The 13,639-nt window shown below is 65.1% G+C and carries 11 protein-coding genes; 6 read left to right on the top strand and 5 right to left on the bottom strand.

Annotated elements, in window-relative coordinates; genetic code table 11:
• Positions 1-100: 100 nt before the first annotated feature.
• From ACVWY5_RS36055 to ACVWY5_RS36045, 3 genes are all read right to left on the bottom strand, one after another.
• A complete protein-coding gene (locus ACVWY5_RS36055; RefSeq protein WP_028336575.1) occupies positions 101-1,573 on the bottom strand; it encodes an amidase in 1,473 nt (490 codons plus the stop codon).
• Positions 1,574-1,672: 99 nt separating this feature from the next.
• Complete coding sequence (gene mbfA / locus ACVWY5_RS36050; RefSeq protein WP_028336574.1) at positions 1,673-2,644, bottom strand: iron exporter MbfA; 972 nt, start codon at positions 2,642-2,644, stop codon at positions 1,673-1,675.
• Positions 2,645-2,822: 178 nt separating this feature from the next.
• Positions 2,823-3,977 (bottom strand): alpha/beta fold hydrolase, encoded by a 1,155-nt coding sequence (locus ACVWY5_RS36045; RefSeq protein ID WP_028336573.1) that lies wholly within the window; start codon positions 3,975-3,977, stop codon positions 2,823-2,825.
• A 104-nt stretch (positions 3,978-4,081) separates the two neighbouring features.
• On the opposite strand from ACVWY5_RS36045, the gene ACVWY5_RS36040 reads away from it, so the two are divergent.
• Positions 4,082-4,588, top strand: a complete 507-nt coding sequence (locus ACVWY5_RS36040) for a hypothetical protein (RefSeq protein WP_028336572.1) — start codon at positions 4,082-4,084, stop codon at positions 4,586-4,588.
• A gap of 238 nt (positions 4,589-4,826) precedes the next feature.
• Here ACVWY5_RS36040 and ACVWY5_RS36035 read toward each other — a convergent pair whose 3' ends face one another.
• Both ACVWY5_RS36035 and ACVWY5_RS36030 read right to left on the bottom strand, forming a co-directional pair.
• The gene (locus ACVWY5_RS36035) at positions 4,827-6,371 is read right to left on the bottom strand and encodes an acyl-CoA synthetase (protein ID WP_028336571.1); all 1,545 of its coding nucleotides are present in this window, start codon (positions 6,369-6,371) and stop codon (positions 4,827-4,829) included.
• 213 nt (positions 6,372-6,584) lie between these two features.
• Positions 6,585-7,757, bottom strand: coding sequence for an acetyl-CoA C-acetyltransferase (locus tag ACVWY5_RS36030; RefSeq protein ID WP_028336570.1), 1,173 nt, complete (start codon positions 7,755-7,757; stop codon positions 6,585-6,587).
• A gap of 174 nt (positions 7,758-7,931) precedes the next feature.
• On the opposite strand from ACVWY5_RS36030, the gene ACVWY5_RS36025 reads away from it, so the two are divergent.
• From ACVWY5_RS36025 to ACVWY5_RS36005, 5 genes are all read left to right on the top strand, one after another.
• Complete coding sequence (locus tag ACVWY5_RS36025; RefSeq protein WP_028336569.1) at positions 7,932-8,597, top strand: TetR family transcriptional regulator; 666 nt, start codon at positions 7,932-7,934, stop codon at positions 8,595-8,597.
• A gap of 46 nt (positions 8,598-8,643) precedes the next feature.
• A complete protein-coding gene (locus ACVWY5_RS36020) occupies positions 8,644-9,402 on the top strand; it encodes an SDR family NAD(P)-dependent oxidoreductase (protein ID WP_016847447.1) in 759 nt (252 codons plus the stop codon).
• A 192-nt stretch (positions 9,403-9,594) separates the two neighbouring features.
• A complete protein-coding gene (locus tag ACVWY5_RS36015) occupies positions 9,595-10,401 on the top strand; it encodes an enoyl-CoA hydratase/isomerase family protein (RefSeq protein WP_028336568.1) in 807 nt (268 codons plus the stop codon).
• A gap of 41 nt (positions 10,402-10,442) precedes the next feature.
• Entirely contained in the window at positions 10,443-12,311 is a 1,869-nt protein-coding gene (locus tag ACVWY5_RS36010) for an AMP-binding protein (RefSeq protein WP_028336567.1), read from the top strand.
• Positions 12,312-12,437: 126 nt separating this feature from the next.
• The gene (locus ACVWY5_RS36005) at positions 12,438-13,565 is read left to right on the top strand and encodes an acyl-CoA dehydrogenase family protein (RefSeq protein WP_028336566.1); all 1,128 of its coding nucleotides are present in this window, start codon (positions 12,438-12,440) and stop codon (positions 13,563-13,565) included.
• Positions 13,566-13,639: the final 74 nt, after the last annotated feature.

The raw sequence follows: 13,639 nt of genomic DNA, 5'->3' as shown, positions 1-13,639 counted from the left end.
CCCTCGTCATTGCGAGGAGCGAAGCGACGACGCAATCCACGCCTCCGCGCAGACGGATATATGGATTGCTTCGCTTCGCTCGCAATGACGATGGCAAGTATCAATCATCGAACATCTTCGGCGGCACGAAGCCGCCGAATTCGCGCTCGATCAGCTCGGCGAGCTTGAGCGGCGTGCGGTCCTCCAGCCAGGGACCGACGATCTGCACGCCGACCGGCAATCCGTCGGGCGCAAAGCCGGTCGGGATCGCAGTCGAAGGCAGGCCGGGCAGGGTCGCGATGCCTGGCCAGGCGAGCTGGTCGGTGTAGACGTGCGGCACACCGTCGATCAAAATCCGCCTCTGCTCCTGGTCGGGCGCATGATCGTGCGGATAGGCCGGCGTTGGCATGATCGGGCAGATCACCGCGTCGAACGAGTTGAACAGCTCGCGCCATTGCGCGCGCAACCGCGAGCGGGCGACCGTCGCCTGCACCCAGTCGCGGTGGCTGAGCGCGATGCCGCGCAGCCGCTCGGCCTGCAGGCTGGTGTCGCCGGCGGGCAGCGCGGCCGCCGCCGCGCAGGCGCCGGCATAGACCTCCGGCGGGAAGGTCGCGGCGAGGAACGACAGCAGCATCCGCATATAGAGCCGCGAGGACGCCGCGAAATCCGGTAGCAGCGGGCTCGAACGCGATATCTTCGCGCCGGCCTTGTCGAGATGGCTCGCGAGCTTGTCGATCCTGCCGCGCACCGCCTTGTCGGTCGGCAACACCGGATCGGTGTCGATGACGAGGATGCGGAAATCCTTCAGGCCGGCGTGGCGCGCCGCCGGCAGGTCGAGGCGATAGGCCTTGCCGGCATCGAGCGGATCGGGTGCAGCCATCACGTCGAGCAGCAGCGACAGGTCGGCCGCGCCGCGCGCCATCGGGCCGGTCACCGCAAGGTCGCGCTCATAGATGATGGGCGGCGCCGGCGGCGCGGTGTGGCCGCGCGACGGCAGCAGCGCGAAGGTCGGCTTGTGCGCATAGATGCCGCAATGAAACGCCGGGACGCGCAGCGAGCCGCCGATGTCTGAGCCGAGCGACAGCGCGCCATAGCCGGCGGCGAGCGCCGCCGACGATCCGCCGGAGGAGCCGCCCGGCGTGCGGCCGAGGTCGTAGGGGTTGTTGGTGGTGCCGTAGATCTCGTTGTAGCTCTGCCAGTCGGCGAGCCCGACCGGCACGTTGGTCTTGCCGAGGATGACGCCGCCGGCGTCCTTCACCCGCTGAATCGACAGCGCGTCCTCGGTCGGGACGAAGTCCTTTTGCGGCGGGAAGCCCCAGGTCGTCGGCAATCCCGCGACGTTGAAGGATTCCTTCACCGTCATGGGGATGCCGAGCAGCGGCCTGTGCTCGCCGCGCGCGATCGCGGCATCCGCGGCGCGGGCGGCGGCGAGGCCGCGCTCGAAATCGCGCACACAGACCGCGTTGACCTTGCCGTCGTGGCGCTCGATGCGGCCGATCGCGTCCTGTGCGAGCTCGACCGCCGAGACCTGCTTGTTGCGCAGCGCCTTCGACAGGTCGACGGCGGTCTTGAAGCTGTATTGCGATTTGGCCACGGCGTGCTCCCGGTTTGTTGTTGGCGCGATGATGGGCAGTTTGGCTGCCGCCCGCAAGCGCTGTAGCCGTGACGTTGTCGCCGTGTTTGATCGGAATTGCTACGCCGCGCCGATCAGTATGCCGACCGCGAGCACGATCGCGCCGCCGAGCACGATCTGGAACGCCGCCTGCAGGAACGGCGTGTCCATGTAGCGCGCGCGGATGAAGGCGATCGCCCACAATTCGAAGAACACCACGATGCCGGCGATCGCGGTCGCGATCCAGAATGCGTTCGGCCAGGCGTCGGGTACCAGATAGGGAATGGTGTGGCCGAGCCCGCCGAGCGTCGTCATCAATCCGCAGGTCAGGCCGCGCAGCCAGGGCGAGCCGCGGCCGGTCAGCGAGCCGTCGTCGGACAGCGCCTCGGCGAAGCCCATGCTGATGCCGGCGCCGATCGAGGCGGCAAGCCCGACCAGGAAGGTCTGCCAGTTGTGATGCGTGGCGAAGGCGGCGGCGAACAGCGGCGCAAGGGTCGAGACCGAGCCGTCCATCAATCCGGCGAGACCCGGCTGCACATATTGCAGCACGAACATCCGCCGCCGCGTGCGGTCTTCCTCGGCGCGCACGTCCGGCTTGAGGATCTCGCCGGTCAGCTTCACCGCGAGCTTCTCGTGGCCCTTCTCCTCCTCGGCGAGATCGCCGAGCAGCCGTCGCACGCCGACATCCTCGGCCTTCTCGGCGGCTTTGGCATAGAAGCGCTCGGCCTCCAGCTCCATGGTCTCGACTTCCTTGCGGATGGTGTCGAGCGGCAGGTTCTTGGTGAGCCAGATCGGGCGGCGGCGCAGGAAGCCTTTGACGTCCTCGCGCCGGATCGGCGGCAGATGCGCCCCGAAGCGCTGCTCGTAGGTTTCCAGCAGCCGGTGGCGATGGCCACGCTCCTCCTCGGCCATCTCCTCGAAAATCTTGGCGGTGTCGGGATAGCGCCCGGCGAGATCCTCCGCGAACGTCATGTAGATGCGGCTGTCCTCCTCCTCGGAGGCGATCGCGACCGCCAGCACCTCGCGCTCGGTCAGATCGGCAAAGTTCTTCACGGCAACGCCTTGTTCACGGAGTTTAGAATTAGAATAGTTCTAAACTATAGGGTTGCGCTGGCACCCGGTCAAATCCGGATCGGCCCGGATTCGCTGCTGCAGCACCGGCAAGCCGCGCGGATTGGGCGAGGAACACGCGTGAGATCAACGGGATGCGACGCGACGGCCGAATGGGCGTCTAGCGCTGCGCGCCGACCTCTCGCAGGAATGTGAGCAACAGGCGGCTCACCTCATCCGGCTGTTCCTGCTGCACCCAATGGCCGGCGCCGTCGACCAGATGGCAGCCGATCATGTTGATGCAGGCCTTGCGCTGCATCGCCTCGAACACGCCGGGCCGTTGATAGGTACCCCAATCCTGCTTGCCGGAAACGAAGGCGGACGGCTGGTCGATCGTGCGGTCGCTCCAGGTCTGTAGTTCCGGGACGAACGCCCCCGAGGTGCCGCAGCGATACCATTGCAGCCCGCCCTGGAATCCGGTCCGCTGATATTCGGCGCTGTAATAAGCGAGCTCGCTATCCGGCAGCCATGTGTTGGCGGCGATCGCCTCGCGTGACGGCATCTCCTCGGCGACGGTGGCGGCCATGTCCTTGGCGAGATCCATCACGTAATAGGTCGGCAGTTTTGCCAATTCGCCCGCCGACCAGGATTGCAGCGGATAAGGCTTGTTGTCTTTCCAGTCCGCGCTTTTGTGGTGGTAATAGGCGCGCAGGAAATCGTGCACGCCCTGCGGCGCGTGATGCATGTCGTCATTGGCCGGGCGCGTCGAATAGTACCATTGGTAATGCTTGCGCGGCTGCGGCAGCGCGGCGAGGTCGCGATGCACGGGGTCTTCGCTCGCGGGCTTTGCCGGCGCGCTCGCGGTGTTGAACGGCAGCGACGGCGGCCCCGAAAACGGCGCGCTCATCATCACGACCGCGCGGAACACGTCGGGCCGGATCAGCGCGCACCACGCCGCGACCGACGAGCCGAAATCGTGCCCGATCACGGCATCGACGTGCTTGTAGCCGAACGCTGCGACCAGCCCGAGCGCATCGCGCACCAGATTGGGCAGGCGGAATGACGCGAGATCGCCGTCATACTCCGCACTCCAGCCGGTGGTGCGGCCATAGCCCCGCTGGTCTGGCGCGATCACATGATAGCCGGCAGCGGCGAGCTTCGGCATCACCTTGCGCCAGGAAAATGCCAGCTCCGGAAAGCCGTGCAGCAGCAACAGACAGGGCCGGCCGGATGTTTCAAAGCCCGCTTCCAGCACATGCATGCGCAGGCCGTTGATCCCGTCGACATAACGCGAGCGGATGGTGGAGGGCAGCGGGACGTCGGGGAGCGTTTCCATCGTGCAGATCACCTGTTGGGCATCGCCGCAGAACCAGCGCATTTGGCTGTATGCTGGCGGCCATTGATTGACGATAGCAATTTTGCCCAGGGGATGCATACCGCATGCGCCACGCGAGGATTGCAGAGCTGCCCGGCTGGATGTCGCGTCTCGGCGTGATGATCGTGGCGGCAAGTCTGGTGCTGATGTCGGCGGTGCGTGCCGCCGACATCAAGCAGCTCACCGAGAAACTGCCGCGCGCCTATGTCGGCGAATTCCTGTGGGACGGCGACAACGCGGTGCAGAACGTCGTCGTTACCTTCGACAAAGTGCAGGCCCTGAACAAGCAGAACGCGGAAGCGCGCGGCTGCGGTTCATATGAGGTCGGCCGCCACGTGACCAAGATCGGCGTGCAGATGTTCATCCGGCTGTCCGATCTCGAGGTCGAGATCTTCGAACGCTCGCCCGATGGCAACGGAGCGTTCGAAACCGACGGCAGCCATCGCGGCAAGCTGTCGGAAGATCTTCAGCAGATCGATGCGCAATGGACCACCACGGCATCAGGCAAGCACGGCCAGCTGCATCTGCGTGCCGTGGCATCGGTCGCGTGCGCACCGGCGGAGGATTTGTAGTGCTGCATAACGGCAGAATTGGAGACGGGGAAGCGTCGTCCGTCCTTCACCCTCCCCTGGAGGGGGAGGGTCGGCTCACGGCGAGCGCAGCGAGATGTGAGGCGGGGTGGGGTGATCTCTCAACACGGGCAGAGGCCGAGCCGACAGGCTGTCACCCCACCTCGGTTCGCATTTCATGCGAACCGATCCTCCCCCTCCAGGGGAGGATAAGAGGCACCTCCGGTGGAAGGTCGAAGATTCACGCCTTTGCTGCTGCCTTCGGCCAATAGCGGTCGCGCAGATGGCGCTTCACCAGCTTCCCGGTCGGCGTGCGCGGCAGCTCTTGTTCGAAGTCGATGCTCTTGGGGCATTTGATCGGCGACAGATGCTGCCGGCAGAAGGCGATCAGCTCGGCCTCGAGCTCCTTGCCGGCCCTGGCGATGTCGTGCGGCTGCACCACGGCCTTGACCTCTTCGCCCATCTCCTCGTTCGGCACGCCGAACACCGCGACGTCGGACACCGCGGGATGCGTGATCAGCACGTCCTCGGTCTCCTGCGGGTAGATGTTCACGCCGCCGGAGATGATCATGTAGCTCTTGCGGTCGGTGAGATAGAGGAAGCCCTCTTCGTCGAGGTAGCCGACATCGCCGAGCGTCGACCAGCCCTTGGCGTTGTAGGCCTTCTTCGTCTTCTCCGGATCGTTGTGGTAGCTGAACGCCGGCGCGTCGGCGAAATAGACCTGGCCGATCTGGCCGGTCGGCGCCTCCTCGTCGTTCTCGTCGAGGATCTTGACCTTGCCGACCACCGCGCGGCCGACCGTGCCGCGATGGGTCAGCCATTGCTGCGAGGTCGAGACGGTGACGCCGTTGCCTTCGGAGCCGGCGTAGTACTCGATCAGGATCGGTCCCCACCATTCGATCATCTTCGCCTTGACGTCGACCGGGCAGGGCGCCGCGGCGTGGATCGCGCCCTTCAGCGACGAGACCTTATAGCGGCTCCGCACCTCGTCGGGCAGCTTCAGCATGCGCACGAACATGGTCGGCACCAGCTGCGACTGCGTCACCTTGTGCTTCTCGACCTGCTTCAGAAATTCCTCGGCGTCGAAATGCTCCATGATGACGGAGGTGCCCCCGAGCACGGTCGCCATCATGTTGAAGCGCAAGGGAGCCGCGTGATAGAGCGGCGCCGGCGACAGATAGATGCTGTCGGCGTTCATGCCGCACATGTCTGCGGTGAGGATCCGCAGGAACGGGTTCGGCACGTCGATCCGGTTGCCTTCGAACTCCTTCTTGATGCCCTTGGGCCGGCCGGTGGTGCCGGAGGAATACAGCATGTCATAGCCGGCGACCTCGTCGGCGACCGGCGTGGTGGGCTGCGCGGCGGCTTCCCTGTCATAGGAGCGGAAGCCGGGGGCGGGCTCGTCCATCATGTAGAACAGCGGTTCGCCGGGCTCGCCCTTGATCAGGCCCTTCACCTTGTCGGCGCATTGCGGCGTGGTGATGAACACCTTCGCGCCGCAGTCCTTGATGATGTAGGCGATCTCCTCTTCCGTCAGATAGCGGCTGATCGCCGTGTAATAGAGACCTGAGCGCTGCGCGGCCCAGCAGATCTCCATGAAGGCGAGCCGGTTTTCCATCAGCAGGGCGATGTGGTCGCCGGCCTTCAGGCCGAGCGAGCGGAACAGATGCGCGCCTTGGTTCGAAAGCTCGTCGAGCTCGCGATAGGTGATGGCCTTGCCGGACGCCGCCATCTGATAGGCGATCTTGTTCGGATGGGTGCGCGCGTGGATGGACGGATGGGTCACAGACGTTTCCTCGGGTGTTGCCTCAGGCGATGCGTGGTCCCGGCGTAACCCGGGACCCATAACCACCGCTTTGTGTTGTTGGAATGAGTTGGGGCCGCAGCCCGGCATAACCACAAGCACCTGTGGTTATGGGTCCCGGCTCAAGGCCGGGACGACACCTTTTGTATGGAGGTTCTTGCGGCCTCTCACCGCTTCCTAGGAGTCAGGCGCTTCTTACAGCCGCTCGACAATCGTGACGTTGGCCATGCCGCCGCCTTCGCACATGGTCTGCAGGCCGTAGCGCTTGTTGCGCTGCTTGAGGGCATGCAGCAACGTCGTCATCAGCTTGGTGCCGCTGCCGCCGAGCGGATGGCCGAGCGCGATCGCGCCGCCATTGACGTTGAGCCGGGCCGGATCGGCGCCGGTGGTCTTCAGCCACGCGGTCGGCACCGAGGCGAAGGCCTCGTTGACCTCGAACAGGTCGATGTCGTCGATCTTCATGCCGGCCTTCTGCAGCGCGCGCTGGGTTGCCGGCAGCGGCGCTTCCAGCATGATCACGGGGTCGCCGCCCATCATGGTGAGGTGATGGATGCGCGCCATCGGCTTGACGCCGAGCGCCTTCAGGCCCTTCTCGTTGACGACCATGACGCCGGAGGCGCCGTCGCAAATCTGGCTGGCGCTCGCCGCGGTGAGCTTGCCGTTCTCGGCGATCAGCTTGACGCCCTTGATGCCTTCGAGGCTGGCGTCGAAACGGATGCCTTCGTCGATGTGATGGGTGTCGGTCGAGCCGTCAGCGCGGGTGATCTTGACCGGCACGATCTCGTCCTTGAAGTGGCCGGCTTGCGTCGCCGCGATCGCTCGCTGATGGCTGTTATAGGAGTATTCGTCGAGCTCATCCTTCGACAGACCGTACTTCTCGGCCATCATCTCCGCGCCGGTGAACTGGCTGAACACGATGTTGGGATACTTCGCCTCGATGCCCGGGCTCTTGTAGTGGCCGAAGCCGTTCTTGGCGGGTAGCGAGGAGGCAAGGCCCATCGGCACGCGGGTCATCGATTCCACGCCGGCGGCGATCACGCAGTCCATCGTGCCGCTCATCACCGCCTGCGCTGCGAAGTGCAGCGCCTGCTGCGAGGAGCCGCATTGGCGGTCGATCGAGGTGGCCGGCACGCTCTCCGGCAGCTTCGAGGCCATCACCGCATTGCGCGCGATGTTGGTGGACTGCTCGCCGGTCTGCATCACGCAGCCCATGATCACGTCCTCGACCTGCGCGGGGTCGGCGCCTGATCGTTCGACCAGCGCATCGAGCACGGTCGCAGCCAGATCGGCCGGATGCCAGCCGGCGAGACGCCCTCCCTTGCGGCCGCCCGCGGTGCGAGCGGCGGCGACGATATATGCCTCGGCCATGTCTGATCTCCCTGATGTTTCCGGATTGGGCGGTCTGAAAGTTGGGCCGGATTTAAGGGGTGGCTCAGCATTTAGTCAATCAATCAATTAACTCTTGAGTGCGGCCCCGCCATGGGCTTATGTGCGGCCTCGATTTACCGTCGAACCCTGACCTGAAGCGGGACCAGAGCGCAGTTGAATACCAGCGTACCGACGAGACTTCCGGCCGGCAAAAATGCCACCGCCGACAAGCTATTGGTTGCGGCCAGCGAGCTGATGATCGAGCGCGCCTCGATCGAGGTCTCGTTGTCCGACATCGCGCAGAAGTCGGGCGTCAACGCCGCGCTGGTGAAATATCATTTCGGCAACAAGGACGGGCTGTTGCTGGCGCTGCTGGCGCGCGACGCCGCCACCGAGATGTCGCAGCTCGAATATCTCATCAGCCAGCCGATCACGCCGTCCGCGAAACTGCGCCTGCATATCGGCGGCATCATCCGCGCCTATCACCAGTTCCCCTATATGAACCGGCTGATTCATTACCTCCTGCACGAGAGCTCGCCTGCCGCCGCGAACGAGGTGTCGAAATTCTTCGTCGCGCCGCTGTTGGATTTTCACCGCCGGCTGCTCGCAGAAGGCATCAAGGCCGGCGAATTCCGCAAGATCGATCCGGTGCTGTTCTACACCAGCCTGATCGGCGCCTGCGATCATCTGTTCTTCGGCCGTCACGCGATGTCGCGCGCGGTCGGTGTCGGTCCGGTCACCGATGAGGTCTGCCGCGATTACATCAAGCATATGGAAGCCTTGATCTTCGGCGGCGTGCTCAATCCCGATAAGGAAGCGGCGGCAGTCGCCGCCGGATAACAAGTTCGAAGTCTAGAGAAGAAACGCCCAAGGAAAGGTTGTATCCATGCAGTTGAAAGACGTTGCCGTTCTCATCACCGGCGGTGGCTCCGGCCTTGGTGCCGCAACCGCGCGCGCCATGGCCGCCAAGGGCGCCAAGATCGGCGTGATCGACCAGAACAAGGAAAATGCGGAGAAGGTCGCCGCCGAGGTGAAGGGCGTTGCGCTGCATGCCGACGTCACCGACGAGGACGCGATCAAGGCGGCGATTGCCAAGGCTGAGGCCGCGCACGGCATCGCGCGCGTTCTGATGAACTGCGCCGGCATCGGCGGCTCGCAGCGCATCGTCGGCAAGGACGGCGTCTATCCGCTGGCCAAGTTCGTCCGCATCATCAACGTCAATTTGATCGGCACCTTCAACGTGCTGCGCCTGTTCGCCGAGCGGCTGGCGACCGAAGCCCCGATCGGCGAGGAGCGCGGCGTCGCGATCAACACCGCGTCGGTCGCGGCCTATGAAGGCCAGATCGGCCAGATCGCCTATTCGGCCTCGAAGGGCGGCGTCGTCGGCCTCACGCTGCCGGCCGCGCGCGACCTCGCCAGCCTGAAGATCCGCGTCAACACCATCGCGCCGGGCCTGTTCCTGACGCCGTTGCTGATGGGTCTCAACGAGGAAGCGCGCAAGAGTCTCGGCGCCCAGGTGCCGCATCCGGCCCGCCTCGGTGATGCCTCGGAATACGGCAACCTCGCGGTCCACATCGTCGAGAACCCGATGCTCAACGGCGAAACCATCCGCCTCGACGGCGCCATCCGCATGGCGCCGCGCTAAGCCACAAGCTCGACTGTCGTCCCGGCCTTGCGCGCAATTGCGCGCTGGAGCAGGGACCCATACTCCGCGGCGTCTGTAACAGGCAAACCTGGCAGACGCCGCGCAAGACAACACAAGACAACAACAGCCTGTGGTTATGGATCCCGGCTCGCGCTTCGCTTGGCCGGGACGACGGTCGGGAGGACCATGCGCGTGTCTCAGCCGCTGCTGATCGAACATCACGACGGAGTTGATTGGGTCACGCTCAATCGTCCCGAGAGCCTCAACGCGCTCGATCCCTCGCTGATCGACGCGCTCAACCTCTATTTCCAGGGCCTGCAGCGCAATCGCGACACCCGCGTCGCGGTGCTGAAGGGCGCCGGTGCGAATTTCTGTGCCGGGCTCGACCTCAAGCACGCGATGGCGCGCCGCGGCGGGCAGACCGAGCCGCCCGGCGTGACGGAGTCGCTGGACTCGCAGCGCCGCATCGCCGACATCGTGATGCTGATGCGGCGCGCTCCGCAGCCGATCATCGCGCTCGTGCAGGGCGCGGCCGCCGGCGGCGGCTTCGCGCTGGCGCTCGCGGCCGACATCCGCATCGCGGCGAAGAACGCACGGATGAACTGCGCCTTCATCAAGCTTGGTCTCGGCGGCTGCGATATCGGCACCAGCTATTTCCTGCCGCGCCTCGTCGGCGTGTCGGTTGCTTCCGAATTGATCCTCACCGGGCGCTTCATCCATGCCGACCGCGCGCTTGCGGTCGGTCTGGTGTCCGAGGTGGTCGAGGCCGGCGATCTTGATGCTGCGGCCAATCCTTATGTCGAGGCGATGATGACGGCCTCGCCGGTCGGTCTCCGCCTCTCGAAGGAATGCATCAACATGAGCGTCGATGCCGGCTCGATCGAGGCCGTGATTGCGATGGAGGATCGCAATCAGGTGCTGTGCAGCCGCTCGGAAGATTTCCAGGAGGGCATCAGGGCCTTTCTCGAGAAACGAAAGCCTGTCTATATCAGGCGCTGAGAACAGATCCTCAAAAGGACAAGAATTCCGGGAGACGCAAAATGGATGGAGACGCGGCGATGCTGACAAAACCTGCCTTTCGCAAGGTGGATTGGCTCGCACGTGACATCGCGGTCGAGCGGCGCGGTGACGGCACCGTCGTCCTGAAGTCGCGGATTCCGCTCCAGGCCTACGAGACGCATATTCCGGCCTATCTCGCCAAATGGGCGGCGCAGGCGCCGGAGCGGATCTGGCTCGCGCAACGCGGTGGTCCCGACCGGCAATGGCGCAAGGTCTCCTATGGTGAAGCCAAGCGCACCGTCGATGCGCTGACGCAAGGCCTGCTCGATCTCGGGGTTGGCGACGGCCGGCCCGTCGCGATCCTCTCTGGCAATTCGATCGAGCACGCGCTGATGACGCAGGCCGCGATGCAGGCGCGGCTGCCGGCCGCGCCGGTGTCGCCGGCCTATTCGCTGATGAGCCAGGATCATCTCAAGCTCAAATACCTGTTCAACCTGATCAAGCCGGCCGTCGTGATGGTGCAGGACGGCCCGACCTTCGGGAAAGCGCTCAAAGCGCTCGATCTCACCGGCATCACGGTCGTCCACGTCCTGCGTCCCTGCGAGAGGATCAAGAGCACAGCCTTTGCCGATCTCGCGGCAACGCCGGTGACGGCTGCGGTCGGCGCCTCCATCGCGAAGATCACGCCCAAGACCGTCGGCAAGCTGTTGTTCACCTCGGGCTCGACCGGCATGCCCAAGGCGGTCATCAACACCCAGGAGATGATGTGCGCCAACGCGGCGATGATGATGCAGGTGCGCCCGCGTGAAACGGAGGGACCGATCCCGACGGTGCTCGACTGGATGCCGTGGAATCACACCATGGGCGGCAACGCCGCGTTCAATCCGGTGCTGGTCGACGGCGGCACGCTCTATATCGACGACGGCCGGCCGATGCCGGGCCAGCTCGAGGAGACCATCAGGAATCTGCGCGAAGTGTCGCCGACCTATTACGCCAACGTGCCGGCCGGTTACGCCGCGCTCGCCGCCGCGATGGAGAAGGACGAGGCGCTGTGCGCGAGCTTCTTCAAGAACCTCTCGATCATGGCCTATGGCGGCGCCCGGCTGCCCGACGATCTCTATGACCGCATGCAGGCGCTGGCGGTGAAGACCACCGGCGAGCGCATCGTATTCTACACCGGCTGGGGCTCGACCGAGACCGCGCCGACCTCGACCGGCACCTATTGGGACACCGAGCGCGTCGGCCTGATCGGCCTGCCGTTCCCCGGCGTCGAGCTGAAGATGGTGCCGTGCGGCTCGAAATACGAATTGCGGCTGCGCGGCGTCAACGTCACGCCCGGCTATTTCGGCCAGCCGGACCTCACGGCGAAGATGTTCGACGAGGAGGACTTCTACTGCATCGGCGATGCCGGCGTGTTCGTGAACGCCGAAGACCCGCTGCAGGGCATCATCTTTGCCGGCCGCGTGGTCGAGGATTTCAAGCTGACCACCGGCACCTTCGTCCATGTCGGCTCGCTGCGCACCGATGCGATCGCGGCCGCGACGCCGGTCGTGCACGATGCGCTGGTTGCTGGCCAGGATCGTGAGTTCATCGGCCTGCTGTGCTGGCCGAACCTGCATGCCTGCCGCCAGCTCGTCGGCAATGCCGACGCAAGCTATGAGGACGTGATCCGGCATCCCGACGTGGTCGCCTGTCTCAGAAAGGGCTTGCAGGCGCACAACGCCTCCACCACCGGCAGCAGCATGCGCATCGCGCGTGCGATGCTGATGGTCGAGCCGCCGTCGATCGACGGCAACGAGCTTACCGACAAGGGCTACATCAACCAGCGTGCCGGCCTCGAACGCCGCGCCGCACTGGTGGAGAAGCTGTATGCCGGCAAGCCCGGCGACGATGTGATCATCTTGAACTGATCATACGAAAGCAAACACGTCATTCCGGGGCACGCGAACCCGGAATCCAGAGGTTCCTTACGTCGAGATTCCGGGTTCGATGCTGCGCATCGCCCCGGAATGACAGCAAGTAAAAAGGTAAGCGCCATGAATTTCGATTTCTCCGACGAACAGAAGCAGATGCGCGACGAGGCGCGGAAGTTCCTCAGCGAACAGTGCCCGCCGAAGGCCGTGCGCGAGGTGCTCGACGGCAAGGCGCCTTACGACAAGGCGCTGTGGAAGGGCCTCGCCGAGATGGGCTTCCTCGGCGTCGCGATCCCGGAACAGTTCGGCGGCGCGGGCGCCGGCCATCTCGAGCTCTGCGTGATCGCGGAGGAAATGGGCCGCGCGCTGGCGCCGGTGCCGTTCTCCTCCACCGTCTATCTCGCCGCCGAAGCGATCCTGATCGCAGGCAGTGACGCGCAGAAGCAGAAGTGGCTGCCGAAGATCGCCGCGGGCGAAGCCATCGGCACGCTGGCGCTGTTCGAGGGCAAGGGCAATCCGTCGCCGAAGGCGATCAAGGTCACGGCCAATGGCGGTGTGCTCAACGGCGTCAAGAAGCCGGTGCCGGATGGTGCGATCGCCGATTTCGCCGTGGTCGCCGCGCGCACCGGCTCGAGCGGACGCGAGTCCGATATTTCCTTGTTCATCGTCGACCTCAAGGCCGGCGGCGTCGAGGTCAAGTCGCTCACCAACATCGACCTGACCCGTGGCCAGGCCGAATTCAGCTTCAAGGATGCGAAGGCAGAGCCGCTCGGCGCGGCCGGCGAGGGCTGGAGCGTCATCGCCCAGGTGCTGGATCGCGCGGCCGTATTGACCGCGTTCGAGCAGGTCGGCGGCGCCGATCGCGCGCTGGAGATGGGCCGCGACTATGCGCTCGACCGCATCGCGTTCGGCCGTCCGATCGGCTCGTTCCAGGCGGTCAAGCACATGCTGGCCGACATGTATGTCTCGGCGACCCTGGCGCGCTCGAATTGCTACTACGGCGCCTGGGCGCTCTCGACCAATGCCGGCGAGCTGCCGGAAGCCGCCGCCGCCGCGCGCATCAGCGCGACGCAGGCGTTCCAGCACTGCGCCAAGAACAATATCCAGGTCCATGGCGGCATGGGCTTCACCTGGGAGTTCGACTGCCACATGTACTACCGCCGCGCCAACGCGGTGGCGCTCGGCCTCGGCAGCCTGTCCTATTGGGAAGACGCGCTGATCGATCGCATGCGCAAGAAGAACGCGGCGTAACGCTACGATTCGTCGTTCCGGGGCGCGCGTAGCGCGAACCCGGAATCCAGAGGTTGGGAATTGAGATTCCGGGT

Source organism: Bradyrhizobium sp. USDA 3256 (genome assembly GCF_054058275.1).
Note: the sequence above shows the minus strand (reverse complement) of the source record. Positions and strands in the feature narration are given on the sequence as shown.